The following is a 26704-nucleotide window of genomic DNA, read 5'->3' as shown; positions in this document are numbered from 1 at the left end:
ATCGGTCACGCCAAGCCGCTCGCCGCGATCCGGATCGGCGAGCCGGACACCGGGGCGTCGAGCGGCGCGGCCTCGGGCGCCGCGGTGGCGAGCGGCGCGGCGCCGGACCGCTTCGTGGAGCGCAGCACCCGGCGGTACACCTGCTCGTAGCCGAAGCCGAGCGTGTCGGAGCCGAACTTGGCCTGCACGTGCGCCCGGCAGGCGTACGGATCGATCGCCCTGACCTCTTCGATGGCCGTGGGCAACTCGGCGGGATCCTCGCAGATGCGGCCGGTCACGCCGTCGACGATCACCTCGGACACCGCCCCGCCGCGCAGCGCGACCACCGGCGTGCCACAGACCATGGATTCGATCATCACCATGCCGAACGGTTCCTCCCAGCGGATCGGGAACAACAGGCAACGCGCATTCGCAAGCAGCTTACGCTTGGCCGTCGCGTCGGCGAGACCGAACACGTGATCGTTTTCCGTCAACAGCGGCCGCACCTTCTCCTCGAAGTAGGCCAGCTCGGGCCGCTCGCTGCACTTGCCCGCGAGCACCAGCGGGATGCCCGCGGAGTGCGCGGCTTCCAGCGCCAGGTGCGGGGCCTTGCACTCGTTGAACCGGCCCAGGAACAGCGCGTAATCGTCCTTCTCGACGCGGAACGGCCAATCGTCGACGTGCAGCGCATTGTGCACCCGCCCGGACCAATTGAGACCCTGCGCCAGCTCGCGCTGGCGGTCGCTGATCGCCACCAATGCGACTTCATCGCCCAGATCCTGGTAGTAGCGGTAGATGTCGTCCTCCACCGGCCCGTGAACGGTCAGCACTGTCGGCAGGCCCATGTTCTGGAAGACGGTCGCGTTGAGCGGGCCCGCGAACGTGTGGTCGTGCACCAGGTCGACACCCGAAGTGGCCACGAGCTTCTCGATCGCTCGGCGCACCCGCAACGCGTGCACGACCTCGGGGAACGGCTCGCCGAGGCGTTCGGGCAGCGCACGGTCCCACACCGGCACGAACTTGGCCTTCGTCCCCGGCTCCCCCGCGCCCAACAGAGTGACGTCGTGGCCGCGGGCCACCAGCGCGTCGACCAGGTCGGCCACCACGGCCTCGACGCCGCCGTATGCCTTGGGCGGGACGTCGAAGTACGGCGGAACGACCATCGCGATGCGGAAGGGACCGCTGGAACGATCGGTCGACAAGTAGTCGGACGACGGCATCTCCAGATCGGACGACGCCTGCGCGGAAATCGGCACGGAAAGCGCGCTCATGACCCTCCTTCCAGGGACAACCAAGTAGCACTCGCATTCACCCAGCACTCGGAGTACCGGGCGCCGAACTGAACTAAGTGGCCGCCGCGGCGGGGGTGAAGACCTAGCTGCACCGCCGTCCATGGGGCTTGGTTGGCCTGCTCACGCCTCCGGCATGATCAGGGGGGCCGAGAGGGAGGTACCTCAGAGGGCGCCGTTCAAACCACACAGTTCGGGAAAAATCCGCTCCCGCAGCGTTCGTTCGGCTACCGATGGGTAGTCCGGTGGCCCCGCGTGGCAGGCCGGGAGCCTTCGAAACCGACGTCCGGGGTTCACTGATCCAGCAGACAGCGACCGGGGTCGGGCAGGTCGCCGCACGGCGCGTTGCCGTGTGCGCGCACCACCTCTTCGCCGGTCTGATCGGTCAGGAAGTGCAGGAAACTCGCGGCGAGCGAACCACCGGGCAACTCGCCGTTGCTGTAGGCGTACTCGACGCCCCAGAAGGGATAGGTGCGCCGGACGGCGGCGTCCCGGCTCGCGCCGACGCCGTCGATCGTGATCGTCGGCAGACCGGCTCCGACGGCCTCGGCGAACTCCGAATAGCCGATGGCGCCGGGTATTTCGGCAACCGCCTTGCGCATGTCGGCGGTGACCTGCACCTCGCACTGCGCGGGCGCGGTGACGACCGTGCCTTTCAGCGCCGTGCAACTCACATGCGGGCGCTCCGGCTGCACGCCGTCGAACAGCCTGCGTTCGAAGATGGTGCGCGTGCCCGAGCCGGGTATGCGGTTGACCAGCACCACCGGCAGGTCCGGACCGCCCACCTCGCGCCAGTTGCCGATCTTGCCCCGGTAGAGGTCCTGGATCTGGGCGACGGTGAGATCACGGACGCCGACACCGGGATGCGCGATCATGGTGAACAGCGACAGCGCCAACGGCCGGTTCACCAGTGTCGGATAGCCGCCGCCCTTCGCACCGTCGGTGATGGCGAGCAAACCGGAATTGCCCGCGCCCTCCTCGGCGAGCCGGTCCAGTCCGCGCTCGGATCCCTCGAAGCCGTACGTGAAATCCGCACCGGTGCAACTCTTGCGGTACTGCTCGGCGGCGTCTTCGATCACCTGGGCGAACGCCGACGATCCGATCACGGTCAGCTTGCCCGAGGCGCACTCCAGCGGCGTCGGCGACGGCTCCAGCGCGGACACCACCAACTGGACCGCGATCACCAGCACCAGGAATACCGTGAGCGCGACCATCATCCGGGAAACGCCGGTGCGGCTGCGGGTTTCGGTGATCCGCCCGCCTTTGATACCGCCACGCAGCACCGGCCGCGGATATTTACCCGCGCCCGCGGAACGCTGCAGGATCGCCAGAATCTTGTAGTGATCGCCGGGACCCAGCGGCACCTTCGGTAGATCGATGACGCCGACGTCACCGGTACCCTCGGGCACCGCGATACCGGAATCGGGGCCGAGACTGTCGGCCAGCGCATCCTCGTCGCTGAGCTCGTTCACCGCCATGCCGATCACGCGGCGCTGCGGAAACCGCAGGTGCAAGCCGACCTGCGCGGCGTCCGGCGCCTTGTAGTCATGGCTGTCGATGGTCGTGATGCCGCTGTTCTCGACGCGCACCAGAACGATCGAGATATCCGCCAGGGCAGGGCTGGCGCCGTCGAGCGAGGGGCACAGCTGCGGGAGCACACCGGGGAACACCGACGCGATGTCGCCGGTGACCGGGGTATCCATCTGCACTCGGTAGCCGAGGCGCCTGCGGCCGGCAAAAACGAACTCCCACAGGAACGCACCGATGGGCACGGCGATACCGACGAGCGCGAGCACGATGTCGATCGGAAAATTACCCACCAGTTGATCCCACCCCTAGCAGTTCGTGTGGCCCCTTATTCTCGGCGGCAATGACCTTCTGGCACAGGCAAAGTCGTATTGTTCGGCAACAGTTAACCAGGCGGTCACGCCGCCGCGCGAGTCCAGGCCAGCAGATCCGCCAGCGGCCAGGTGTTGATCACCCGTTCCGCCGCGACGCCGTTCGCGAGCGCGCGCTCACAACCGTATCCCTGCCAATCGAGCTGGCCAGGTGCGTGCGCGTCGGTGTCGATCGAGAAGTGACAACCCATTTCGGCCGCCAGGCGCAGCAATCGCGAAGGCGGATCGAGTCGTTCGGGCCTGCAGTTGATCTCCACGGCGGTGCCGTAAGTGCGACATGCCTCGAACACCACCTCGGCGTCGAACGTCGATTCCGGCCTGGTGCCCCGTCCCCCCGCGACCAGGCGGCCGGTGCAGTGGCCGAGCACGTCGACGTTCGGGTCGGCGACCGCGTGCACCATGCGCTTGGTCATCGTGGCGCTGTCGTCGCGCAGACGCGAGTGCACACTGGCCACGACGATATCCAGCCGGGCGAGCAGATCCGCCTGCTGATCGAGGGTGCCGTCGTCGAGGATGTCCACCTCGATGCCGGTCAGGATGCGCAACGGCGCCATCCGGTCGTTGAGTTCGGCGACCACGTCCAGTTGCCTGCGCAATCGCTCGGCGGACAGACCGTTGGCCACGGTCAGGCGCGGAGAATGGTCGGTCAGGGCGCAGTATTCGTGCCCGAGCGCAGCCGCGACCCGCATCATCTCCTCGATCGGGCTGCCGCCGTCGGACCAGTCCGAGTGGGTGTGCAGATCGCCGCGCAGTCGCTCGCGCAACGGCTTGCCCGGCACCCCGATCGGCTGCGCGGCCGCCCGCAACTCGGCCAGGTACCGCGGTACCTCGCCCGCGTACGCCTGCTCGATGACGGCGGCGGTCTTGGGTCCGATGCCCGCGAGCTCGGTCCAGGTGCCTGCCGCCCGGTGCGCCGCGCGCTCGTCGGCGGACAACCCCGCGACGACGGCGGCGGCGCGCCGGTAGGCCTTCACCCGGTGGGTCTCCGCGCGGGAGCGCTCCAGCCAGAAGCCGATCTCCCGCAGCGCCGCCTCCGGACCGGGCGCCGCGGCGCCATCCGGGATCCCGCTCGTTTCCTGGCCGGGCACCGGATCAGTGCAGCCGACTGTATTTGACGAAGGCCACCCCGTCCTCGAACACCGTGCTGGTGATCACTCGGAACTTGGCCGGTTCCGGCAGCCGCGACCCGGTGCCGAACAGCGCGCGGCCGCGGCCGAGGACGATCGGGTAGAGCTTGAGGAAGATCTGGTCGATCTCCGGCAGCAATGCCTGCGCCAGTTCGCCGCCGCCGCACAACCAGATGCCCAGCCCGCTTTCCCGCTTGAGTTCGCGAACCTTCTCGATCGGATTCTGCGAGATCAGCTCGACGGCCGGATCGGGACTTTCGGGCAGTGTGGTGGAGACCACGAACTGCCGCAGATGCGCGTAGGGGGTGGAGGTGCCGGTACGGACGCCGAAGTCGTGCGTCTTGCGTCCCATCAGCACCGTGTCGAAGTAACGATTGCGCTCCTCCAACCCGATCGCCTCACGCACCTTGGTCGGCAGCGTCTCGGGGTACTGCGCGTTGATCGAGGGACCGTGGTCGCCGCCGACCGGGAAGAAATCGACCGAGCCGTCCTCGGTGGCGATGAATCCGTCAATGGTCGACGCGACGTAATAGGTGAGCTTGCGCATGCTTCCCTTCCTCACGGTCGGCTGACATTCCGAACCGCCCTGAGGAAACGGTAGCTCGCCCGCGCTAACGACGACGAGGCTTCGGCTGGCAGCGCGGGCAGGAGAAGGACGAGCGGTTCATGAACCGCTCGCGGATGATCAGCGCACCACACCGGCGACACGGCTCGTGTTCCCGACCGTATACGGCGAGGGAGCGTTCGAAGTAACCCGACTGGCCGTTGACGTTCACATAGAGCGCGTCGAACGACGTACCGCCCGCCGTCAGCGCTTCGCCCATGACGATGCCGACCTCGGCGAGCAACCCGCGCACCGCGGGTCTGGACAGCCCCGATGCGGGCCTGCCACCGTGGATCCCGGCACGCCACAGCGCCTCGTCGGCGTAGATATTGCCGATGCCGGAGACGACGCCTTGATCGAGCAGCACGCGCTTGATCTCGCTCTGCTTGCCTCGGATGACGGCGACCACGGATTCGACGTCGAAGCGCGGATCCAGCGGATCACGGGCGATGTGCGCGACCGGCTCGGGCACCAGGGTGCCGTCCACCTCGACCAGCGGCGCGAGCACCCAGCCGCCGAAGGTGCGCTGGTCGACGAAGCGCAGTTCGGTGCCGTCGCCCAAGGTGGCCCGGATGTGGGCGTGCTTCTCCAGCGGCGCGTCGGCGGGCTGCACCAGCATCTGACCGCTCATACCGAGATGCACGACCAGGGCAGATTCCGGATCATCGAAGGTGAGCCAGAGAAATTTGCCGCGTCGTTCGGCCGCGGCGACCTTCAGGCCGGTCAGCCGCGCGGCGAGGTCGGCGGCGCCTTCGAGATGGCGACGTACCGAGCGGGGGTGGGTGATCGCCACCGATTCGATCATCTGGCCGACCACGTGCTCAGCGAGCCCACGCCGCACGACCTCGACCTCGGGAAGTTCGGGCACGTCAGGTTTCGGCGGTCAGCGCCTCGTAGGCGGCCCCCGCGGCCTTCTGCTCCGCTTCCTTCTTGGACCGGCCGACGCCCTGCCCGTAGGCCCGGCCGCCGATCACCGTGGTGGCGGTGAACTCTTTGTCGTGGTCCGGCCCGGTCGAGGTGATCTCGTAGCTGGGCACGCCGAGACCACGCTCGGCGGTGAGTTCCTGCAGGCTCGTCTTCCAGTCCAGGCCCGCGCCCATCCGCGGTCCGCGCTCGAGCAGCTCGGCGAACAGCCGCAGCACCACGGAGCGAGCCACCTCGATGCCGTGCTCCAGATGCACGGCGCCGAGCAGCGACTCCATACCGTCGGCGAGGATGCTCTCCTTGTCGCGGCCACCGGTGAGCTCCTCGCCCTTGCCGAGCAGCAGGTGGGCACCGAGCCCGCCCTCACCGAGCCCGCGGGCGACCTCCGCCAGTGCGCGCATGTTCACCACGCTCGCGCGCAACTTGGCCAGCTCACCCTCGGTCTTCGAGGGATGCTCGTGATACAGCCGTTCGGTGATACTCAGCCCGAGCACGGAGTCGCCGAGGAACTCGAGACGCTCGTTCGTCGGCAGACCGCCGTTCTCGTACGCGTAGGACCGATGGGTCAGTGCGAGGCGCAGCAGATCCGGCTGCAGATCGACGCCCAACGCGGCAAGTAGGCTCGCGTGTTCACCGGACGAGTCGGGTTCGGGATGGGTCACGTCGTTACGAGAGGTCGGGCGATCAAACCGCCGCGGTGACCTGGCGGCCCTTGTAGGTGCCGCAGGACGGGCAGGCGATATGCGGCAGCGTCTTCTCGCCGCAGGCGCGGTTCGGGCAGGTGATCAGGGTCGGCGCGGTGGCCTTCCACTGGCTGCGCCGCGACCTGGTGTTGGAACGGGACATCCGGCGCTTGGGAACGGCCACGACTACTTCTCCTCTGTCTAATTGCTCTGCCGGTTCGGCTGATCGGTCTTGCTCAGTGGTTTCGGTCGGCCGCACCCTCGTCGGGGCGGTCGGGGCGGTCGGCGCCGGGCGATCCGGAGGCGAATTCAGCCAGTCCGGCCCAGCGAGGGTCAAGTATCTCATGCCGGTGGTCGGATCCCGCAATCGCCATCCGTACGCCGCATTCCGGGCACAGTCCCGCGCAGTCCGGGGTGCACAGTGGCTGCAGCGGCAACTCCAGGCCGACGGCGTCGATCACCACCGGCTCCAGATCGATGAGGTCGTCGTCCATGCGATAGACCTCGTCGTCCTCGGTGGTCTGGTCGGTGGTGCTGTCCGGATAGGCGAACAACTCGGTCAGGTGCAGGGTGACCGCATCGGTGAACGGCTCCAGGCAGCGCGAGCACTCCCCTTCGATCGGCGCCGCGACCGTCCCGGTGACCAGCACTCCCTCCGACACCGCCTGCAACTGCAGGTCGAACTCCACCTGCGCGCCCACGGGAACGCCGATCAGATCCAGACCGATCCGCTCCTCGGTGGTGACGGTACGGCGCAGTTCGCGCATGCTTCCCGGCCTGCGGCCGAGGCTGCGGGTGTCCAGCACGAAACCGGCGTCCGGCGACCGGCGCTTGGCCGATTGGGGACGCGACGTGGAACCGGAACCGGCGGACATCACGAACTCACTCACAGTCGAGGGGATACGGGCAACCACTCAACAATACGCGATCACGTGGTGCCGCCCCAAACGCCGCCCATGGCGCTCGGGGCGGCTACCTGCGGAATTCGGTCGCGTAGTCGGGTGCGCCCGCCCCGCTGCGCAGCTGATGACGTCCGCGCCCGACCGTGCGCAGCGTGCTGGTCAGCGTCTCCTCGAAATCGGCGAGCCGGGAGTCGACGTAGTGGTCGCATTCCGCGCGCAAGCGATCCGCCTCGGCGTGCGCGGCGTCGATCACCCTGGCCGATTCGGCGTGCGCGGCGCGGACCACCTCGGTCTGTGTGACCAGCCGCTCCTGTTCGGCGAGTCCGTCGGCGACGGAGCGGTCGTAGGCGGCCTTGCCCGCGTCGATCATCCGCTCCGACTCCGCCCGCGCCCGGCCGGTCACCGCCTCGTATTCGGCCTTGCCGTCGGCCACCACCCGGTCGGCTGCCTCCTGGGCCGAGGCGACCAGGTGATCGGCGTGGGCGGCGGCCTCGGCGACCATCCGGTCGGCGTGCGCCTTGGCGTCGGCCAGGATGCGATCGGCTTCCTCCCGCGCCGAGTTGATGGTGCGATCGGCCTGCTCGTTCGCCCCGGTCACGGCGGCCTCGGCCGCGGTCCTGGCATCGGAGACGATCTTGTCGCGATGGTCGAGCACGTCTTGGGCGTCGTCGAGTTCGCCGGGCAGGGCGTCGCGGACGTCGTCGAGCAATTCGAGCACGTCGCCGCGCGGCACGAGGCAACTGCGTGTCGGGGGGATGCCGCGCGCCTCTTCGACGATGGCGACGAGTTCGTCGAGCGCTTCGAATACGCGATACATGCTCACTACCCTCCTGCTGACTCACGGCGAAACTTTCCGCCGACGCCCAGTGTGCCCCTCGTCACCGCTCGTGCCGAGTCCCTTTTCGGTGTGTCGTGCCAGTGTCTCGCACGCCACAGAATCAAGTGGAGTAGATCTCTCCGCTTCGTGTTAGATTTTTGCCGGAGGTCGACCAAGATCTTCAGCACGTACCGCGTTCCCCGGATCGCGGGCAAGGAAGCCGGAGGTACGGACAACCCGCCGTCGAATATCGCCAGGCGCCGACACGTCAGCGATCGCCGAATACGCGCTACGAACGGAACCTGCGAAGAGTCGACGGGGGAAGCATGCGAACGCCATCGCTGTTGTCCCTGCCGAGGGCTTGTGTTCGATCGGAAAGACGATGACCCTACTGGAACTGCCGCGACCGAGCGCCACCAGCTTTTTCGTGCCGTGGGCCGGCCCATCTCCGGTGCTGCCGACGACCTCGGTGACGACGAGTTTCGGCCGCCTGGCCCGGTACCTGCGCGGGGATCGCGCCTTCGCCCAGCTGATCCGTTTCGCGCTGGTCGGCGGCTCCAGCAACATCGCGTATGTGCTGTTGTTCTTCGCCATGCACGGCGTCGGACCGCTGCTCGCCAACGTCGTCGGCTCGATCGTCAGCACCATGATCGCCAACGAGCTGCACCGTCAGCTCACTTTCCACGCCGCGGAACGGGTCCGGTGGTCCACCGCGCAGTGGGAAGGCGGCGGGCTCGCGTTGGTCGGACTCGGCGTCACCACCGCGGCGCTGGCCGCACTCGGACTGTGGGCGCCCGGTCTCGGGGACACCGCCCAGGCCGTTGCGATCCTGGCGATCACCGCCGCGGTCGGCGGGATGCGCTTCCTGGCCCTACGCGGTCTGGTGTTCTGAACCGCCTCTCCGGGTATTCAGGCCGTACCAGTGAGGTGGGACGCGGGTCGCGTTCAGGTCTTGCGTTGACGGCGCGGGAGTTTTGGGCGTTCCCGGTGAGTTACCCATGTTCTTGCGTGATCAGTGGTTACGCTGACGCAGACCGGGTGGTGAACCACCCGGTCTGCAAGCTCGACTGGCTCCACGCCTCCGCAATGCGGGGGTCCGCTGGTCCGCCGCTGCCTCAGCGTCTCCCAGGAAGCGTCACCCAGGATTTGCGGAGCGGCGCGGGGCAGTGCGGGTTCGCGGCCGGGGATGTCAGTTCTTGCGTTCGGCCAAGCGGTCGATGAGGCGCTTGTGGACCGACGGGGGCAGCATGTCGGTGACGTCGCCGCCATACGCGGCGACCTCTTTGACCAGTGAGCTGGACAGGAAGCTGAAGGTCGGGTTGGTGGCGATGAAGAAGGTGTCCACCCCGGAGAGCTTCTTGTTCATCTGCGCCATCTGCAGTTCGTAACCGAAGTCACCCGCGTCGCGCAGGCCCTTCACGATCGCGGTGATGCCCTGTTCGCGCGCGAAGTCCACCAGTAGGCCCTGCCACGACTCCACCCGGACGTTACCCAGATGTGCGGTCGACTCGCGCAGCATCTCGATGCGCTCCTCGACGGTGAACATGCCCTGCTTCTTCGGGTTGATCATGACGGTGATGACGACCTCGTCGAACTGGGCCGCCGCCCGGGTGAAGACGTCGAGGTGTCCGTAGGTCACGGGGTCGAACGACCCGGGGCACAGTGCTCCTGCCATGAGGCGACGCTAGCAGGACACACGCCGCCGGGCACGAGTGGCCGCGCCCATGCCTAGTCGTCCGGTTCGAACTCCGCCAGCTCGATGCGGGTTTCGCCGTACCGGCGCGACTTGGCCGGAACATAGCCTGCGGGCCAGGCGATTTCGGGCGAACGCGCCGAACGCTCCAGTACGACCAGCGCCCCGGCCCGCAGCCAACCGCGCTCGGTCAGCGCGCTCAGGTCGGCCAGCACCGCGGCGTTGTCCACCGCGTAGGGCGGGTCGGAGAAGACCACGTCGAAGCCGTCCGCCCCGCCGAGTTGCAGCACACTGGCCACCGTCGCGACCCGCAATTCGGCGCCGGTCAGCCCGAGGTCGGCGATATTGCCGCGGACCACGGCCGCCGCCTTGCGATCGGATTCGACGAGCAGCGCGTACTCGGCGCCGCGCGACAACGCCTCCAGCCCGAGCGCACCGGAACCCGCGTACAGGTCGAGCACGCGCGCGCCCGCGAAGTCCAGCCGGGCGTCCAACGCACTGAACAGCGCCTCCCGGACGCGGTCGGAGGTCGGGCGGGTGCCGGACGGCGGCACCCGGAGGCGCCGACCGCCCGCCGCACCCGCGACGATCCTCGTCATCCCGCGGATGATTCCCGAGCGGCCAGTTCGATGAGGAGGTCACCGCCTTCGACCTGCTGCACGGTGCTGATGGCGACGCGGTCGACGATGCCGGCGCGGGGCGCGGTGATCGCGGCTTCCATCTTCATGGCTTCGATGGTGCCGATGGTGTCGCCGGCGGCGACCGTATCGCCTTCGGACACCGCGAGGGTGACGACACCGGCGAACGGTGCCGCGACGTGGCCGGGGTTGGTCTTGTCGGCTTTCTCCGCGGCCGGGATCTCACTGGCGATCGAGCGGTCGCGCACCGAGACCGGTCGCAGTTGCCCGTTGAGGATGCACATCACGGTGCGTATGCCGCGCTCGTCGGGCTCGGAGATCGCTTCCAGGCCGATGAGCAGGGTGACGCCCTTTTCCAGTTGCACGCGGTGTTCCTCGCCGCGGCGCAGCCCGTAGAAGAACTGGTTGGCCGACAATCCGGAGGTGTCGCCGTACTTCTCGCGGTGGGCGAGGAATTCGGCGGTCGGGCCGGGGAACAGCAGCCGGTTCAACGTGGCCCGGCGCTGCGCGGAGTTACCGGACAAACCCTTCTCGTCCGCGGGGGTCAGCGGTGTCTCGGGCTTCGCCGCGCCGCGCCCGGCCAGCGCCTTGGTGCGGAACGGTTCGGGCCAGCCGCCGGCGGGTGTGCCCAGTTCCCCGCGCAGGAACCCGATCACCGAATCGGGGATGTCGTAGCGGCCGGGGTCGGCGGCGAAGTCCTCGACCTCGACGCCGGTGCCGACCAGCGCCAGCGCCAGGTCACCGACGACCTTCGAGGACGGGGTGACTTTCACCAGACGCCCGAGCAGCCGGTCCGCGGCGGCGTATTTCGCCTCCACTTCCTCGAACCGGTCGCCCAACCCGAGCGCGATGGCTTGCTGGCGCAGGTTCGACAACTGTCCGCCCGGGATCTCGTGGGTGTAGACGCGGCCGGTGGGAGCCGGTAGCCCGGACTCGAACGGCGCGTACACCTTCCGCAGCGCCTCCCAGTACGGCTCCAGGTCGCACACGTTCTGCAGGTTCAACCCGGTGTCGTACTCGCTGTGCGCCGCCGCGGCGACGATCGCCGAGAGCGCGGGCTGGCTGGTGGTGCCCGCCATCGCGGCGCTGGCGCCGTCCACGGCGTCCGCACCGGCCTGCCATGCGGCCAGATAGGTGGCCAACTGCCCGCCCGGGGTGTCGTGCGTGTGGACGTGCACCGGCAGATCGAAATTGCTGCGCAACGCCCTGACCAGGGTGGTCGCGGCCGGCGCGCGCAGCAGTCCGGCCATGTCCTTGATCGCCAGCACGTGCGCGCCCGCGTCGACGATCTGCTCGGCCAGCTTCAGGTAGTAGTCCAGGGTGTAGAGCGACTCGTCCGGATTCGACAGATCCCCGGTGTAGCTGATCGCGACCTCCGCGATCGCGGTACCGGTCTCACGGACCGCGTCGATGGCCGGACGCATCTGATCGACATTGTTGAGCGCGTCGAAGATACGGAAGATATCGATGCCCGTGGCGGTCGCCTCGGAGACGAACGCGCGGGTCACCTCCTCCGGGTACGGGGTGTAGCCGACGGTGTTGCGGCCCCGCAGCAGCATCTGCAGGCAGATGTTCGGGATCGCCTCCCGCAACGCCGCCAACCGCTCCCACGGATCCTCGTACAAGAACCGCAGCCCCACATCGTAGGTCGCCCCGCCCCAGCACTCCACCGACAGCAACTCCGGGGTCAACCGCGCCACATGCCCCGCCACCCCCAGCAGGCCGTTGGTGCGCACCCGGGTGGCCAGCAGCGACTGGTGCGCGTCGCGGAACGTGGTATCGGTGACGCCGACCGCCTTCTGCTCGCGCAAGGCCCGCGCGAAACCCTCCGGCCCCAGCCGCAGCAGCCGCTGCCGCGAGCCGTCCGGCGGCGGCACGGTCAGATCGATCGCGGGCAGCTTGTCGTGCGGGTACACCGTGGTCGGCCGCTCACCGTGCGGCTTGTTCACCGTGACATCGGCCAGGTAGTCGAGGATCTTGGTGCCACGGTCGGCCGACCGACGCAGGGTCAGCAGCTGCGGACGCTCGTCGATGAACGAGGTGGTGACCCGCCCCGCCTGGAAATCCGCATCGTCCAGCACCGCCAGCAGGAACGGGATGTTCGTGGCCACGCCGCGAATCCGGAACTCCGCCAGCGCCCGGCTCGCCCGGGCCACCGCCGCACCGAAGTCGCGGCCCCGGCAGGTGAGCTTGACCAGCATGGAGTCGAAGTAGGCGCCGATCTCCGCGCCCAGATTCGCGCCACCGTCCAGGCGGATGCCCGCGCCACCGGGGGTGCGGTACGCGGTGATCCGGCCGGTGTCGGGACGGAACCCGTTGGCCGGATCCTCGGTAGTGATCCGGCACTGCAACGCCGCGCCGCGGATGGTCACCGCGTCCTGGCTCAGACCCAGTTGCTCGAGCGTCTCCCCCGCCGCGATACGCAGCTGCGACTGCACCAGGTCCACATCGGTGATCTCCTCGGTCACCGTGTGCTCCACCTGGATACGTGGGTTCATCTCGATGAAGACGTGATTACCGCGCTCGTCCAGCAGGAACTCCACGGTTCCCGCACACGAGTAGCCGATCTGCCGAGCGAAGGCCACCGCGTCGGCGCAGATCCGCTCCCGCAGCGCCGGATCCAGATTCGGCGCGGGCGCCAACTCGATCACCTTCTGATGCCTGCGCTGCACCGAGCAGTCCCGCTCGAACAAGTGCATCACGTTTCCGTGCTGGTCGGCCAGGATCTGCACCTCGATATGGCGCGGGTTCACCACCGCCTGCTCCAGGAACACCGTCGGGTCGCCGAAGGCCGACTCCGCCTCCCGAGACGCCGCCTCGATCGACTCGCGCAACTGCTCCGGCGCAGCGACCCGGCGCATCCCGCGCCCACCGCCACCGGCCACCGCCTTCACGAAGATCGGATACTCCAGCTCCCGCGCCGCGGCCAGCAACTGCTCCACATCCGACGACGGCGCACTCGAACGCAACACCGGCAGCCCCGCCGCCTTCGCCGCCTCGATCGCCCGCGCCTTGTTACCCGCCAGCTCCAGCACCTCGGCCGACGGACCGACGAAGGTGATCCCCTCCCGCTCGCACGCCGCCGCGAGATCCGGATTCTCCGACAAGAACCCGTACCCCGGATAAATCGCGTCCGCGCCCGCCGACTTGGCCGCCTCGATGATCGCCTCGATCGACAGATACGCCCGCACCGGATGACCGGGCTCGCCGATCTGATACGACTCCGCCGCCTTCAACCGATGAACCGAATTACGGTCCTCGTAGGGAAACACGGCGACCGTCCCGATGCCGAGTTCATAGGCCGCGCGGAAAGCACGGATAGCGATCTCACCACGGTTGGCAACCAAGACTTTCGAGAACATTGACATAAGGTACCCGGCCGCGTGAACCGCATCGACACGGAATCCCCCTTAGCAATCCTTTCACAAGGCCATTTCGCACCGTTGCGAAGTTGCGTTAACCGGGCCGACACATGTGCGGTACGGCCGCAACCGGTGTGCCGGCCGGGGTCCGCTTCGGCCCCGAAGTCCGGCGACGGAGACCGCCGAGCAGCCGTCCGATGGCCGAGCCCGGCATCGAGCCGCGCTCGGCTGGGGCCGGTCCGCAGCCCCGGACCAGGCGAACCGGCCCATACGACGAGTTCGCGAAGGCCGATCCAGGATGGCCCGCGCCGGATTGCCGCTAGAGCCGATCCGGGTCCGCATGGGCGACCCGGCCGATAGCCGGAACGGAAAACAGGTGCGCAATCGGCACGCGACGAGCGCTTCGACCACATGCTGGTGTGACATCCCTCGCAGAGTGCTCGTTTCGCCGCGTCTTATGCTGAGCATGCAGCTGGTTCACCGCAGCACGACGAGATGGAGCCCCGACGTCGCGCGACGGAGTCGAGCCCGCCGGTGCGTCGACGTCACGGCGGGTGAGCGGGAACCCGTATGGCGATGGCTTTCGTCCTCGGCAATGGAGAAACATTGTGACTGTTGCACAGCAAAAGCCGTTCACCGCGACGGTTCTCGGGCTTCCACGAGTGGGGCCACGGCGCGAACTGAAGCGGGCCACCGAAGCCTATTGGGCAGGCAAGATCGACGCCGACCAGTTGCACGCCGTGGCACGCGACCTCCGGCACGCTCAACTCACCGAATTACGAGCCGCAGGCCTGGACTCCATCCCGGTCGGCACATTCTCCTACTACGACCAGATGCTCGACACCGCCGAGTTGCTGGGCGCGTTGCCGCCCCGGGTCGCCGGGATCGCGGACCCGCTGGAACGGTATTTCGCCGCCGCGCGCGGCACCGACACGGTCGAACCCTTGGAGATGACCAAGTGGTTCGACACGAACTACCACTACCTGGTGCCCGAAATCGAGCCACAGACCGCCTTCTCGCTGCATCCGGAAAAGTTGCTGGCGCAATTGCGGGAAGCGCTCGAGCTGGGCGTGCCCGCGCGACCGGTGGTGATCGGGCCGATCACCTTCCTGAAGCTGGCGAAAGCGACCGGGGGCTCGGCGCTGGCACGGCTGATCGAACTGCTGCCGCTGTATCGGGAGCTGCTGCGCAGGCTCGCCGTCGCCGGTGCCGGGTGGGTGCAGATCGACGAGCCGGTGCTGGTCACCGACCTCACCGCGGAGGAGATCGGCCTGGTGCAGGTCACCTACGAGGAACTCGCCGACGCCGCCGAGCGGCCGAAGATACTCATCGCGACCTACTTCGGGCAGCCGGATGCGGCTCTGGCGGCGCTGGCGAGCACCGGCATAGACGGTGTCGCCCTCGACTTCACCGCGGGCGCCGACGTCGCCGCGGTGACCGTGCCGGCGGGCACAGTGCTCGTCGCGGGGATCGTGGACGGCCGCAATGTGTGGCGGACCGATCTCGACCGCGCCTTGGCCACCCTCGGGACGCTGCTGGAATCCACTGCGCACGTGGTCGTTTCGACATCGTGCTCGCTGCTGCACGTGCCGTACTCTTTGGCCGCGGAGACCGGACCGGACGAGCGGCTGCGGTCCTGGCTGGCGTTCGGCGCGGAGAAAGTGGCCGAGGTTCGCCTGCTCGCGACCGGGCTGAGCCAGGGCGCTGAGGCGATCGCCGCCGAGTTGGCCGAGGTGCGCGCGGCGCTGGCGTCGCGGAGGTCGGACCCGCGGCTGAACAATCCGCGGGTGCGCGCGGCGCTGGCCGCGCTGGGGCCGGACGCCACCCGTCGCGCGCCCGCCGAACAGCGCCGGGAACTGCAACGGGACCGATTGCGGCTGCCCGCACTGCCGACCACGACGATCGGTTCCTACCCGCAGACCTCGGCCATCCGGCTGGCCCGCGCCGCGCTGCGCAAGGGCGAGATCGATCGCGCGGAATACGTGCGGCGGATGCGCGCCGAGATCGCGGACGTCATCGCGCTCCAGGAGGAACTCGGATTGGACGTGCTGGTGCACGGCGAGCCGGAACGCAACGACATGGTGCAGTACTTCGCCGAGCAACTCGACGGGTTCGCCGCGACCGAGCACGGCTGGGTGCAGTCCTACGGAACCCGCTGCGTGCGGCCGCCGATCCTGTTCGGCGACGTCGCGCGGCGCGAGCCGATGACCGTCGAATGGATCGGCTACGCGCAGTCGCTCACCGACAAGCCGGTGAAGGGCATGCTGACCGGCCCGGTGACCATTCTGGCGTGGTCGTTCGTGCGCGACGACCAACCGTTGAGTGAGTCCGCCCGCCAAGTGGCGCTGGCGATCCGGGAGGAGACCGTGGACCTGGAGTCGGCCGGGATCCGGATCATCCAGGTCGACGAGCCCGCCTTACGGGAACTTCTTCCGCTGCGCACGGCCGATCAGCCGAGGTATCTGGAATGGTCGGTACGGTCGTTTCGGCTCGCGACCTCCGGGGTGTCCGATGCGACGCAGATCCATACGCACCTGTGCTACTCGGAGTTCGGCGAGGTGATCGACGCGATCGCCGGGCTGGACGCCGATGTCACGTCCATCGAGGCGGCACGCTCCCGCATGGAGGTACTCGACGACCTCAACGCGGCGGGATTCGACCTCGGCGTCGGCCCCGGTGTGTACGACATCCACTCTCCTCGGGTGCCGAGTGTCGACGAGATCATCACATCGCTCCGTGCGGCACTGAAAGCCGTTCCGGCCGAACGTCTCTGGGTGAATCCCGACTGCGGGTTGAAGACCAGGGGCCGCGCCGAGGTGGAAGCATCGCTCCGCAACATGGTCGCCGCGGCGGCAGCCGTGCGGTGACCCCGCCCGCCGATCGGTGATCGGTGCCCCCTCGCCTGTCGAGGGGGCACCCGAATCCACCGACGGCCTCAGTCGGATTCCGGCTCCGGCCGGGGCGGCTGCCGCCGTCGTAGGGTGTACCGATCACACGGTTCTTCCCGCCGCGTCACCGGTAACTCCCGCGCCCGCGCACGCATCCCCCGCCGCCACGCCGTATGACATCCGGAACAACGCTCCATCGGCTACCCCTCCGCACAAGTCGACTACGACACCGTCTTTCCCCTCTTGCCTACTTTCGACGTGCCCGCCTGCGATTCGGTTCCACATCTTTCGAAAATTCACTTCGCAAACCCGAATCTCGCTGTACCCAGGTAGTTTTCATCCCATGCCGACCCAGCAGCACGAGGTGCTCGTAGAGATGTTCCGGTCGCGGCCGAGCCTGGCGGCCGGTCTGCTCACCGACGCGTTCGGCATCTCCCTACCCGCGTACGCGGAGGCGCGCACGGGATCATCCGATTACACGGACGTCGGGCCGAACGAATTCCGGGGCGATGTCGCCTTGGTCTGCACCGACTCGGCAGGAATCGCGGTTGTCGGCATCGTGCTGGAAGTACAGCTCGGTCGTGACCGTTCCCGGCGGTGGGCTTGGCCCGTCTACGTCAGCACTCTGCGAGCCCGGTTGCAGTGCCCGGTCTTCCTGATGGTCGTCACACCGGACGCTCAGGTGGCCGCGTGGTGTCGCAAGCCGATCGAGCTCGGTCACCCCGGCCTCGTGCTCCGCCCGCTGGTCCTCGGACCGGACGTGGTACCCGCCGTCACCGATCTCGACGACGCTCGGGCGCTACCGGAACGAGCCGTCCTCTCCACGCTCGCGCACGCGGACGGCCCAGATGCCGATCGCGTGTTCGAGGCGCTTCTCGCCGGATTGCAGAGCACGGATGACGAGCGGGCGAAAATGTACTATGACCTTGTTGTCGCAGCACTGTCGAAGACGGCCCGGCATCGACTGGAGGAACTCATGACGTCGACCTTCAAGTACGAGTATCAGAGCGACTTCGCCCGCAAGTACGTGGCGCAAGGACGCGACGAAGGACGGACCGAAGGACGGACCCAAGGACGCACCGAAGAAGCGGTGCGAGCCCTCTTCCTCGTGCTGGAAGCGCGGGGGATCGACATCGCGGCGAAGACCCGGGCCGAGATCACCGAGTGCACCGATCTCGACCGGCTCGAATCCTGGACGCGCAAGGCCGCCACGGCCGAATCCGAGAACGATCTGTTCGGCTGAGTCTCGCCCCTACAGTCCGAAGGCGCGGTTCATGGCGGCCATGCCGAAGTAGTCGCGCCAAGTGGTGACGGCGATTCGACGCATTCTCCACAACACGGCGGCAAACCTCTCTTCGCACGCTACGCAGATCGAATACATTCCTGGACACCTCACAGAAGCATATTTTCGGGAGTCCCAACGCGCGTTACTGCGATGATTGCGAATGATCGCAGCTACCATCGTGCACGTGCGCAAGATGTATGCGGGCGCCCGGCTGCGGCGATTGCGTGAAGAACGGAGGATGACCCAGGCGGCTCTGGCGAAATCACTGGATCTGTCGCCGAGCTACCTCAATCAGCTCGAGCGCGATCAGCGCCCACTCACCATTCCCGTACTGCTGAAACTGAATTCGACCTTCGACCTCGACGTCCAGTTCTTCGCCGCCGACTCGGACGCGCGGCTCGTTTCGGACCTGCACGACGTGCTGGTCGACGCCGCGGGCGGGCACGCCGCTCCCCTGACGGAGGTCGAGGAGCTGGCGACCCGCCAACCGGAGGTCGCGAGAATCGTCGTCGCGATGCATCGCCGACTGCGCGCCGCCACCGATCAGCTCGACCTGCTGTCCGCACGGGTGTCCGCGCCCGCAGGCGCACCCGGGGTGCCGATGCCCTACGAGGACGTGCGCGACTTCTTCTACGACCACCACAATCACATTCCACAACTCGACATCGCCGCCGAGCAACTGTTCGAGAATTCCGGGCTGACCATCGGCTCCCTGGATCGCCAGCTCGCCCGCATCGCCGAGGAGCGCGCCGGAGTCACCGTTCTGGTGCGCGGCGACGGCGCCGACCCCACCGTCCCCAAACGACACTACGAGCCGGAGACCCGTACGCTCACGCTCGCTCGCCGGTTACGGCCAGGCCAGCGCGCCTTCCAGATCGCCACCACGCTCGGCCTTCTGTTGTACGGGGCCGAGCTGGATGCCGTGCTGGCCGAGAGTCCCTCGCTCAGCGGCGAATCCCGCACGCTGGCGCGAATCGGACTGGCCCATTACTTCGCGGGCGCGCTGGTGTTGCCCTACGGACGATTCCTGCGCTCGGCCGAGGAACTGCGCTACGACATCGACCTGCTCGGCCTGCGTTTCGAGGTCGGGTTCGAGACCATCTGCCATCGGCTGAGCACCCTGCAACGGCAGGGCCGGCGTGGCGTTCCGTTCTTCTTCGTCCGCACCGACCGGGCGGGCAACATCTCCAAACGTCAGTCCGCCACCGCATTCCACTTCTCCCGGGTCGGCGGCAGTTGCCCGCTGTGGGTGGTGCACGAGGCCTTCTCCCATCCCGGCCGGATTCTGACCCAGGTGGCCGAGATGCCCGACGGCCGCCGGTATCTGTGGATAGCGCGCACCGCGGCGATCGCCCCGCACGGATTCGGCACCGCGACGAAGAACTTCGCCATCGGCCTCGGCTGCGATATCGAATACGCCGACCGCTTGGTGTACTCGGCAGGGTTGCAACTGGACGACCCGGCGGCCTCGATCCCGATCGGCGCGGGTTGCAAAGTGTGTGAGCGTCCCGCCTGCGCGCAGCGCGCCTTCCCGCACATCGGCAGCCCCTTGGGGGTCGCCGAACATACCAGCACCGACCTGCCCTACCCCCGGCTCGGGCACTGACGGCTCCCATTCCGGCAAGCGACACCGCGGCGATCCGAGCGACGATCAGGACTTGGCCAGGTACTCCAGCCGCTCGGCGTCCACCGCGGCGTGCATCATCCGCGCCAGCCCGGGATGCCTGCGCAGCCCCGGGTCGGAGGCCACCACCGCTCGGGCGAATTCCTGCGCGGCGGTGATGACCTCGAGATCGTCCAGCAGTGACAGCAGCCGCAGCGAGCGGGCCGTGCCGGACTGGGCGGCGCCGAGCACGTCGCCCTCACGGCGGGTCCGCAGATCGAGTACCGCGAGTTCGAAACCGTCGGTGGTGGCGGCGACCGCGTCCAGCCGCGCCATGGCCGACCCGCCCGGCGCGGCATCCGTGACCAGCAGGCACAACCCGGGGTGCTCGCCCCGGCCGATCCGGCCGCGCAGCTGATGCAATTGGCTGACGCCGAACCGGTCGGCGTCGACGATCACCATCACCGTCGCGTTGGGCACGTCCACGCCGACTTCGACCACGGTGGTGCACACCAGCACGTCCACCGATCCGTCATTGAAGGCTCGCATCACCTGGTCTTTCTCGTCGGCGGGGAGTCTGCCGTGCAGCAGGCCGACCCGCACGCCGGACAGCGGGCCCGTGCGCAGCATCTCGAAAACGTCGAGCACGGCCTGGGTGGTCGGGCCGTCCTTCGCACCGTCGCCGTTCTTCGCGCGCCCGTTGCGGGACCTGCCCGCGGTCTCCTCGTCGTCGCCGATGCGCGAACACACCACGTACGCCTGGCGTCCGGCGGCGACCTCCTCCACGATCCGCTCCCAGGCGCGATCCACCCAATTCGGATGCTGCCGGCGCGGTACCACCTTGGAGACGATCGGCGAGCGGCCTTTCGGCAGTTCGGTCAGTGTGGAGGTCTCCAGATCGCCGAGCGTGGTCATGGCGATGGTGCGCGGGATCGGGGTCGCGGTCATCACCAGCAGATGTGGACTGGTCCCCGCTTTCGCCTTGACGCGCAGTGCGTCCCGCTGCTCGACGCCGAAGCGGTGCTGTTCGTCGACCACGACCATGCCGAGGTCGAAGAACTCGACGTTGTCCTGGATCAGCGCGTGCGTCCCGATCACGATGCCCGCCTCGCCGGTCACCGCTTCCAGCAGCGCCGCCTTCTTGGCCGCCGCCGACATCGACCCGGTCACCAGCACCACCCGGGTGGCGTGATCGGCCGCGCCCAGCTCGCCCGCGGCGCCCAGGTCGCCGAGCATGCCGCGCAGCGACCGATAGTGCTGCGCGGCGAGCACCTCCGTCGGCGCGAGCAGCGCGCACTGCAGTCCCGCGTCCACCACCTGCAGCATGGCGTGCAGAGCGACGATCGTCTTGCCGGAGCCCACCTCACCTTGCAGCAACCGGTGCATCGGCTGCTCGTTGGCCAAGTCGGCGGAGATCTCGGCCACGACCTGCTGCTGTCCCGCGGTGAGTTCGAAGGGCAAGCGCTGGTCGAACGCCGCGGCGATACCGCCCGCTCGGGGCGCGCAGGCGCGTGCTCGGCGCCCGGACACCTCATGCCTGCGCTCGGCCAGCACCAACTGCAAGGCCAGCGCCTCGTCGAACCGCAGTCGATCCTTGGCCCGATCGATGTCGTCCTTGCGCTCGGGCAGGTGGATCAGGCGCAACGCGTCGGACAGGTTCGGCAGCGCGCGTTCGCCGCGCACGTCTTCCGGCAGCGGATCGTCGAGCGGATCGAGCTGGTCGAGTACCTGGCGCACGCAGGCGAGCACGTCCCAGCTCTGCACCTTCGCGGTCGCCGGATAGACCGGGATGAACTCGCGCTCCAGGAACGAGGTGTCCACTCCCCCGTCGCCTTTCGCGCTCTGCGCGAGGCCACGCAGGTCGCCGCCGCCGCGCACCTTGGTCAGCGCGCCGACCGAGTCGTCGTCGCCCTCGGTTTCCGGCAGGATCAAGTAGCCGGGATGGCTGAGGTTCCACTGGCCGGGGCGCCAGTAGTTCACGGTGCCCGACATCATCGCGCGCAGACCTTCGCGCACCACGTACTTCACCTTGTCGCCGTTGAAGAAGGTGACGTCGACGCCGCGACCGGAGCCGGTGTCGAGCACCACCTTCAGCAGCGATCCGCGGCGGTTGCGCATCGGCCGCAGTTCGGCCTTCGTGATCCGTCCGATGACGGTGATGTGCGAACCGTCCTCGGGCGCTTCCTCGGTGAGCGGCTGCCCCTGCGTCGCGTACCGCAGGGGGTAATGGCGCAGCAGATCCTCGACGGTGTGCATGCCGAAGGCGTCCGCGAGCGAGGCCGCGGCCTTCGCGCCGAGGATGTGGTCGAGCCGATCGCTCAGTGTCGCCATGCCCTATTCCACTCCGATCTGCACCGAATCACCTTGCTGCCCACCGGAATACACGATCACCTCGACACCTGGGAAGTGCTGCGCGATATGCGCCGCCAATTCGCCGCCGAGTCCGTCCGGCGCCGCCGCGCCCATCAGCAGGGTGACCAGTTCGCCGCCGAAGGCGAGCAGCCGGTCCAGCAGCGTCCGCCCGGCGGTGCGCACATCGCGCTCGATCACGACGACGTCGTGCCCGGCCAGGCCGAGCCCATCGCCCGGTTCGCACGTGCCGACCATGGTGAGCGCGCGTTCGGTCGCCGCGCGCAGCGATCCCCAACGCGTGGTCGCGGCCGCCTCCGACATGGCGAAGGCGTCGTCCACCGCGATGCGTCCGCGGTCGTGCACGGCCAAGGCGGCCAGTCCCTGAACCATCGACGCGCTCGGCAACAGCAGCACGTCCCGATGGGCGTCCCGGGCCGCGACACCGACGGCGACGAGTTCATGTGCGGGCAGCGCACCGTTGGGCAGCACCAGCACCTCGCGGTTCGGCATGCGCCGGATCGCGGCCAGCAGCGTGGCCGCGGTCACCGGTTCGTCCGCCAGCACCACAGCGCCCGCGTTCTCGAACAGAGTCGCCGCGCCCGCGCCCGCGACCACTGCGAGGACCCCGCGATCGGCCGGGGGCGTGGCGGCCGGAACGCTTCGGCCGAACGTCCCGGCCACCACGCGAGGCGAATCGGCGGCCGGAACGGATCCCGCGCTGCGGTCGATCAGGGCACGCCCGGCCCTGGACGCACCATTGTCGGAGGGTTCGCCGGAGGCCACCGGGGCCGCACGCGTGGCGCGATCGGCCGCGCCGAGACCTCTCGACACGTCGGACAGGTCCCGGTGCGACGTGAAAATGACGTTCTCGACCCGGATTCGGCTGAGCCTGCCCGCCGCGATGCCCGCCTCCACCGCCGCACCCGCATCGGCACAGTGCACGTGCGCCGACCAGCATCCGCCCCCGTCGCCGACGACGACGACCGAGTCGCCGAGTTCCCCGAGACGAGCGCGCAGCGCGGCCACTTTCCGCTCGTCGGAGTCCGCCAGCAGATACATCACCTCGTACTGCGGTTCGGCCTCGCGGGCGGGCGCCGAACGCGCGGCCGCCGCGGGCCGCGGGTACTCCGGCCGCCTCGGCGTCTCCCCGCGGGTCACGGCGACCAAGCTGTCCAGCAGCACGACCAACCCGCGGGCTCCCGCGTCGACGACTCCGGCACGACGCAGCACACCCAATTGGAACGGTGTGTCGCCGAGCGCTTTGGCCGCGCCGTCGGCCGCCGCCAGTGCCACGTCCGCCAGCTCCTGGTCGGGGCATCCCGCGGCCGCAGCGGTCGCGCAGTCCAGCACGGTGAGGATCGTCCCTTCGATCGGCACGCTCAGCGCCTCGCGCACCAGTGCGGATGCCCTGGCCAGCGCGGCGCGCAGGCTGTCGGCCGCGAACGGACCGCCGTGCATCGTGTCCGCGACGCCGCGCAGCACCTGGGACAGGATGATCCCGGAATTGCCGCGGGCGCCGACCGTCGCACCGTGCGCCATCGCGACGGCGACGGCGACGGCGGCGCTCCCGACCCCGTTCGCCCGCGCGGCCTCTTCCCCCGCTTCCACCGCGGCGCGCATGGTGGCCAGCAGATTGGTGCCGGTGTCGGCGTCGGGTACCGGAAAGACATTGAGCGCGTTGATCTCCTCGCGCCGATGCTCCAAGCCGGCGAGACAGGTACGGCCCCAGCGCAGCAACGCCGCGCTATCCAGCACATCTCGCGCTCCGGACACCGTCACCTCGCTCCCTTCCGCCACCCGCACACCACCACCGCCCGCCAGGTTAGCGGGCGGTCCCGACAGGCAACCGGCAAGACCGCGCCATTAGAATGGATATGCCCGGCGACCGATCCGGCACTCACTCGTGGGGACCGGTTTGGTGGATCGGAGTCGGCACAGCTACCCTTGCAGGGTTGCCTCGCGCGGCCGTCACCGGTCTGCGCTGGTCGGCTCTCCGCCGACCGGGCACTTGACATTGCACGAGGACGAGTCGCCCCGCGAAGGCGACGGTCCCCACCATTGACATGAAGGAGTTCGCGACTATGGCTGCCGTCTGCGACGTCTGCGCCAAGGGCCCCGGCTTCGGGAAGTCGGTCTCGCACTCGCACCGGCGCACCAACCGTCGTTGGAACCCGAACATCCAGACCGTTCGCGCGCAGGTCGCCCCGGGAAACACCCGCCGCATGAACGTGTGCACCTCCTGCCTGAAGGCGGGCAAGGTCGCCCGCGGCTGATCCGCCGTCCGGCTGACCGGCATCGTCGGCACACGCCCCGGCACCCGCATCGGGTGGTCCGGGGCGTCGTCATGAGTGCGGGCCGAGCATGGTCGCCGTGACCGAGCATCCGTGGCGGGTCCAGCCGCTGACCGCCGAATACGTCCGCAGCCTCGCCGAATGCCACATCGCCTGCTGGCGCGAAGCGTACCGGGGACTGGTGCCCGCGCACGTGCTCGACGCCTTCGACATCGAGCGGCGAGCCGAGCAGTGGGAGCGCGACCGCGTGCGCTATCCGGGCCGCACGCACATCGCGATCGTCGAGGACGTGGTGATCGGGTTCTCCAGCGCGGGCCCGCCGGGCGGCACGGACGCGGTGACTCCGCTCGAACTGCACGCCCTCTACGTCCGTTCCCCCTGGCACGGCAGCGGGGTCGCCGACGACCTGATTCGCGCCGCGCTCGATCCGGCCGCTCCGTGTTCACTGTGGGTGTTCGAGCAGAACGCGCGCGCCCAGGCGTTCTACCGGCGGCATGGTTTCGTGCTCGACGGCACACGCAAAGTCGAGGCGTTCACCGCTGCGATGGAGGTGCGCATGGTGCGTACGCCGACGATGCACGCGGGTGAGCGCCCCGCGCGCTCGCTCGATTGATGCGCGGACCATCGACCCGAATGCGCCCGGCCCAGGCCGCTAAGGTGCAGATCATGACCACCAGCGAGCAAGCCGGGTATGTGACGACCGTCGAGGGCGTCCTTCAGATCACCATCGCCACGTCCGCCAACGGCACGGCCATGGACTTCGCGGGCATCAACGCAGGCACCGCCGCACTCGGTTCGCTCGGATCCGAGGTGGGTGCGGTACTGCTGCGGGGCACCGGCGCGAACTTCTGTGTGGGAGGCGACGTGCGCGGCTTCGCCGCGGCACAGGACCGCTCCGCGCACATTCACGGTCTGGCTTCCGGTCTGCACGATTTCGTCCGCGCTCTGGACGAGACCACGGTGCCGGTGGTGGCGGCGGTGCGGGGCTGGGCCGCGGGCGCGGGCATGAGCCTGGTCTGCCTGGCCGATATAGCCCTGGGCGGCCCCGGCACCAAACTGCGCCCGGCATATCCCGGTATCGGGCTGAGCCCCGACGGGGGCATGTCCTGGACGCTGCCGCGGATCGTGGGGCGAGCGCGGGCGCGCGAAATCCTGCTCACCGACGCCGTCCTGGACGCAGACGAGGCGGTGCGCCTCGGCCTGCTGAGCAAACTCGTTCCCGACGGCGAGATCGCCGCGGAGGCGCAGCGCCTCGCGCGCACCCTCGCCACCGGACCGCGTTCGACCCACGCGAGGATCAAAACGCTGTTGCGGCAGTCGGAGTCCGCGACCCTGAGCGATCAGCTCGACAGCGAGCGCGACGGGATCGCCGCGGCCGCCGGCTCCGCGGCGGGACGCGAGGGCGTCGACGCGTTCGTCGCGAAGCGCAAACCCGACTACGCCGGGCTCGCCTGATCACTCCCTGGTGAGAGCACGAATTTCGCCACCGCGTCGGTGAAGGAGTCGTTGTCGTCACCGGCCGCGGTGTGCGCGGCGCCGCCGATCTCCACCAACTGGGCGTGCGGCACCAGCCGCTGGAACGCTTCGGCGCCTTCGGCGCTCACCACGTCCGAGCGCATGCCGCGCACCAGCAGCACCGGGATGCGCAGCGCTCGCGCCGCGTCCTCCATCGACTCGATCATCGCCGACGGGTCCTCGACCCGATCACTGAGCATGTCCGGATCCCAATGCCAGTACCAGCGACCGTCGCGCTCGCGCAGATTGCGCAGCAGTCCCGCCGGGCTCTTCGGCCGGGGCCGGTGCGGCAGGTATTCGGCGACCGCGTCGGCCGCCTGTTCGAGGCTGTCGAAGCCGTCGCGATGCTTGCCGAGGAAGTCGACCACCCGGGCGATGCCGTCCGGCTCGGGCCGGGTCACGATGTCGACGAGCACCAGCGCGCTGATCGCCGCTCCGCCCGGCCGCGTGGTGGCGAGCAGACCGGTGATTCCCCCCATGCTGGCTCCGACGACTACCGCGGGCTCACCCAGCTGTTCGAGCACAAGCAGCAGGTCATCGACCATGGTCTGGTGGCGATAGTCGCGATCCGGCGCCCACTCGCTCTCGCCGTGCCCGCGGGCGTCGACCGTGACCACCCGCATGCCCGAGGCGCCGAGCCGAGCGCCGGTCTTCTTCCACGAATGGCGAGTTTGCCCGCCACCGTGCAGGAAGACGACGAGCGGGCCGTCGACCGGGCCGAACTGATCGGCGGCCAGCTCGATTCCGCCCGAACCGCGCAGCCGGAGCCGGGACGGTTCGAGAAGATAGTTCGCGTTACTCACGATCCGTAGGATCGCACAAGCGCCGGGACGCGCCGGCGTGAACCCGGCGTT

22 protein-coding genes are annotated in these 26704 nt (G+C 68.8%); 7 read left to right on the top strand and 15 right to left on the bottom strand.

Features of this window, described 5'->3' with window-relative positions:
* Nucleotides 1–5: 5 nt before the first annotated feature.
* From ACT89H_RS01650 to ACT89H_RS01610, 9 genes are all read right to left on the bottom strand, one after another.
* Nucleotides 6–1199 carry a glycosyltransferase family 4 protein gene (locus ACT89H_RS01650; RefSeq protein WP_445107325.1) on the bottom strand — a complete coding sequence of 398 codons (1194 nt, stop codon included), beginning with the start codon at nucleotides 1197–1199 and terminating at the stop codon, nucleotides 6–8.
* A gap of 362 nt (nucleotides 1200–1561) precedes the next feature.
* Nucleotides 1562–3088 (bottom strand): PstS family phosphate ABC transporter substrate-binding protein, encoded by a 1527-nt coding sequence (locus tag ACT89H_RS01645; protein ID WP_445106673.1) that lies wholly within the window; start codon nucleotides 3086–3088, stop codon nucleotides 1562–1564.
* A gap of 104 nt (nucleotides 3089–3192) precedes the next feature.
* Entirely contained in the window at nucleotides 3193–4254 is a 1062-nt protein-coding gene (locus tag ACT89H_RS01640; protein WP_445106672.1) for a PHP domain-containing protein, read from the bottom strand.
* A gap of 4 nt (nucleotides 4255–4258) precedes the next feature.
* Entirely contained in the window at nucleotides 4259–4840 is a 582-nt protein-coding gene (locus tag ACT89H_RS01635; protein ID WP_445106671.1) for a dihydrofolate reductase family protein, read from the bottom strand.
* Between the two features lie 64 nt (nucleotides 4841–4904).
* A complete protein-coding gene (gene mutM / locus ACT89H_RS01630) occupies nucleotides 4905–5765 on the bottom strand; it encodes a bifunctional DNA-formamidopyrimidine glycosylase/DNA-(apurinic or apyrimidinic site) lyase (protein WP_445106670.1) in 861 nt (286 codons plus the stop codon).
* Nucleotide 5766: 1 nt separating this feature from the next.
* A complete protein-coding gene (rnc, locus tag ACT89H_RS01625) occupies nucleotides 5767–6483 on the bottom strand; it encodes a ribonuclease III (protein WP_445106669.1) in 717 nt (238 codons plus the stop codon).
* Between the two features lie 22 nt (nucleotides 6484–6505).
* Nucleotides 6506–6688: a 50S ribosomal protein L32 gene (rpmF, locus tag ACT89H_RS01620; protein ID WP_014987105.1), complete on the bottom strand. Its 183-nt coding sequence runs from the start codon at nucleotides 6686–6688 to the stop codon at nucleotides 6506–6508.
* 52 nt (nucleotides 6689–6740) lie between these two features.
* Complete coding sequence (locus ACT89H_RS01615; RefSeq protein WP_445107324.1) at nucleotides 6741–7379, bottom strand: YceD family protein; 639 nt, start codon at nucleotides 7377–7379, stop codon at nucleotides 6741–6743.
* Between the two features lie 97 nt (nucleotides 7380–7476).
* Nucleotides 7477–8223, bottom strand: coding sequence for a DivIVA domain-containing protein (locus ACT89H_RS01610; RefSeq protein ID WP_445107323.1), 747 nt, complete (start codon nucleotides 8221–8223; stop codon nucleotides 7477–7479).
* A 382-nt stretch (nucleotides 8224–8605) separates the two neighbouring features.
* On the opposite strand from ACT89H_RS01610, the gene ACT89H_RS01605 reads away from it, so the two are divergent.
* Nucleotides 8606–9115, top strand: a complete 510-nt coding sequence (locus ACT89H_RS01605) for a GtrA family protein (protein WP_445106668.1) — start codon at nucleotides 8606–8608, stop codon at nucleotides 9113–9115.
* A gap of 297 nt (nucleotides 9116–9412) precedes the next feature.
* Here ACT89H_RS01605 and coaD read toward each other — a convergent pair whose 3' ends face one another.
* Genes coaD through ACT89H_RS01590 form a run of 3 tightly spaced genes read right to left on the bottom strand, consistent with a single transcriptional unit; the run spans nucleotide 9413 to nucleotide 13916 of the window.
* Nucleotides 9413–9898 carry a pantetheine-phosphate adenylyltransferase gene (coaD, locus tag ACT89H_RS01600; RefSeq protein ID WP_445106667.1) on the bottom strand — a complete coding sequence of 162 codons (486 nt, stop codon included), beginning with the start codon at nucleotides 9896–9898 and terminating at the stop codon, nucleotides 9413–9415.
* 53 nt (nucleotides 9899–9951) lie between these two features.
* A complete protein-coding gene (gene rsmD, locus ACT89H_RS01595) occupies nucleotides 9952–10515 on the bottom strand; it encodes a 16S rRNA (guanine(966)-N(2))-methyltransferase RsmD (RefSeq protein ID WP_445106666.1) in 564 nt (187 codons plus the stop codon).
* A complete protein-coding gene (locus ACT89H_RS01590; RefSeq protein WP_445106665.1) occupies nucleotides 10512–13916 on the bottom strand; it encodes a pyruvate carboxylase in 3405 nt (1134 codons plus the stop codon). The genes rsmD and ACT89H_RS01590 overlap by 4 nt, the downstream gene beginning before the upstream one ends.
* 605 nt (nucleotides 13917–14521) lie before the next feature.
* Here ACT89H_RS01590 and metE point away from each other — a divergent pair.
* The 3 genes from metE to ACT89H_RS01575 all read left to right on the top strand — a co-directional run bounded on the left by metE (nucleotide 14522) and on the right by ACT89H_RS01575 (nucleotide 19695).
* A complete protein-coding gene (gene metE, locus ACT89H_RS01585; RefSeq protein WP_445107322.1) occupies nucleotides 14522–16783 on the top strand; it encodes a 5-methyltetrahydropteroyltriglutamate--homocysteine S-methyltransferase in 2262 nt (753 codons plus the stop codon).
* 364 nt (nucleotides 16784–17147) lie between these two features.
* Nucleotides 17148–18047, top strand: a complete 900-nt coding sequence (locus ACT89H_RS01580; protein WP_445106664.1) for an RpnC/YadD family protein — start codon at nucleotides 17148–17150, stop codon at nucleotides 18045–18047.
* Between the two features lie 202 nt (nucleotides 18048–18249).
* Nucleotides 18250–19695, top strand: coding sequence for a short-chain fatty acyl-CoA regulator family protein (locus ACT89H_RS01575; RefSeq protein WP_445106663.1), 1446 nt, complete (start codon nucleotides 18250–18252; stop codon nucleotides 19693–19695).
* A 45-nt stretch (nucleotides 19696–19740) separates the two neighbouring features.
* Here the strand turns inward: ACT89H_RS01575 and recG are convergent, their stop codons facing one another.
* Nucleotides 19741–22023: an ATP-dependent DNA helicase RecG gene (gene recG / locus ACT89H_RS01570; RefSeq protein ID WP_445106662.1), complete on the bottom strand. Its 2283-nt coding sequence runs from the start codon at nucleotides 22021–22023 to the stop codon at nucleotides 19741–19743.
* Between the two features lie 3 nt (nucleotides 22024–22026).
* Nucleotides 22027–23841 carry a DAK2 domain-containing protein gene (locus ACT89H_RS01565; RefSeq protein ID WP_445106661.1) on the bottom strand — a complete coding sequence of 605 codons (1815 nt, stop codon included), beginning with the start codon at nucleotides 23839–23841 and terminating at the stop codon, nucleotides 22027–22029.
* Between the two features lie 284 nt (nucleotides 23842–24125).
* Here ACT89H_RS01565 and rpmB point away from each other — a divergent pair, with 284 nt between their 5' ends.
* The 3 genes from rpmB (at nucleotide 24126) to ACT89H_RS01550 (ending at nucleotide 25790) form a co-directional block, all read left to right on the top strand.
* The gene (gene rpmB, locus ACT89H_RS01560; RefSeq protein WP_039799620.1) at nucleotides 24126–24317 is read left to right on the top strand and encodes a 50S ribosomal protein L28; all 192 of its coding nucleotides are present in this window, start codon (nucleotides 24126–24128) and stop codon (nucleotides 24315–24317) included.
* Between the two features lie 97 nt (nucleotides 24318–24414).
* Complete coding sequence (locus ACT89H_RS01555; RefSeq protein WP_445106660.1) at nucleotides 24415–24948, top strand: GNAT family N-acetyltransferase; 534 nt, start codon at nucleotides 24415–24417, stop codon at nucleotides 24946–24948.
* A gap of 53 nt (nucleotides 24949–25001) precedes the next feature.
* Nucleotides 25002–25790 (top strand): enoyl-CoA hydratase/isomerase family protein, encoded by a 789-nt coding sequence (locus ACT89H_RS01550; protein WP_445106659.1) that lies wholly within the window; start codon nucleotides 25002–25004, stop codon nucleotides 25788–25790.
* Here the strand turns inward: ACT89H_RS01550 and ACT89H_RS01545 are convergent.
* Nucleotides 25772–26653 carry an alpha/beta fold hydrolase gene (locus ACT89H_RS01545; protein WP_445106658.1) on the bottom strand — a complete coding sequence of 294 codons (882 nt, stop codon included), beginning with the start codon at nucleotides 26651–26653 and terminating at the stop codon, nucleotides 25772–25774. The genes ACT89H_RS01550 and ACT89H_RS01545 overlap by 19 nt on opposite strands.
* Nucleotides 26654–26704: the final 51 nt, after the last annotated feature.

The sequence above is a fragment of the Nocardia aegles genome, from assembly GCF_052545135.1.
This window is presented reverse-complemented; position numbering and strand designations above follow the sequence as displayed.

What these genes read in the sequence shown, in the direction of transcription:
- ACT89H_RS01590 (WP_445106665.1), bottom strand. Translation starts at nt 13,916, where the DNA reads ATGTTCTCGAAAGTCTTGGTTGCCAACCGTGGTGAGATCGCTATCCGT.
- coaD (WP_445106667.1), bottom strand. Translation starts at nt 9,898, where the DNA reads ATGGCAGGAGCACTGTGCCCCGGGTCGTTCGACCCCGTGACCTACGGA.
- ACT89H_RS01605 (WP_445106668.1), top strand. Translation starts at nt 8,606, where the DNA reads ATGACCCTACTGGAACTGCCGCGACCGAGCGCCACCAGCTTTTTCGTG.
- ACT89H_RS01575 (WP_445106663.1), top strand. Translation starts at nt 18,250, where the DNA reads ATGATCGCAGCTACCATCGTGCACGTGCGCAAGATGTATGCGGGCGCC.
- recG (WP_445106662.1), bottom strand. Translation starts at nt 22,023, where the DNA reads ATGGCGACACTGAGCGATCGGCTCGACCACATCCTCGGCGCGAAGGCC.
- ACT89H_RS01610 (WP_445107323.1), bottom strand. Translation starts at nt 8,223, where the DNA reads ATGTATCGCGTATTCGAAGCGCTCGACGAACTCGTCGCCATCGTCGAA.
- ACT89H_RS01635 (WP_445106671.1), bottom strand. Translation starts at nt 4,840, where the DNA reads ATGCGCAAGCTCACCTATTACGTCGCGTCGACCATTGACGGATTCATC.
- rpmB (WP_039799620.1), top strand. Translation starts at nt 24,126, where the DNA reads ATGGCTGCCGTCTGCGACGTCTGCGCCAAGGGCCCCGGCTTCGGGAAG.
- rsmD (WP_445106666.1), bottom strand. Translation starts at nt 10,515, where the DNA reads ATGACGAGGATCGTCGCGGGTGCGGCGGGCGGTCGGCGCCTCCGGGTG.
- ACT89H_RS01615 (WP_445107324.1), bottom strand. Translation starts at nt 7,379, where the DNA reads ATGTCCGCCGGTTCCGGTTCCACGTCGCGTCCCCAATCGGCCAAGCGC.
- ACT89H_RS01550 (WP_445106659.1), top strand. Translation starts at nt 25,002, where the DNA reads ATGACCACCAGCGAGCAAGCCGGGTATGTGACGACCGTCGAGGGCGTC.
- ACT89H_RS01650 (WP_445107325.1), bottom strand. Translation starts at nt 1,199, where the DNA reads ATGCCGTCGTCCGACTACTTGTCGACCGATCGTTCCAGCGGTCCCTTC.
- ACT89H_RS01580 (WP_445106664.1), top strand. Translation starts at nt 17,148, where the DNA reads ATGCCGACCCAGCAGCACGAGGTGCTCGTAGAGATGTTCCGGTCGCGG.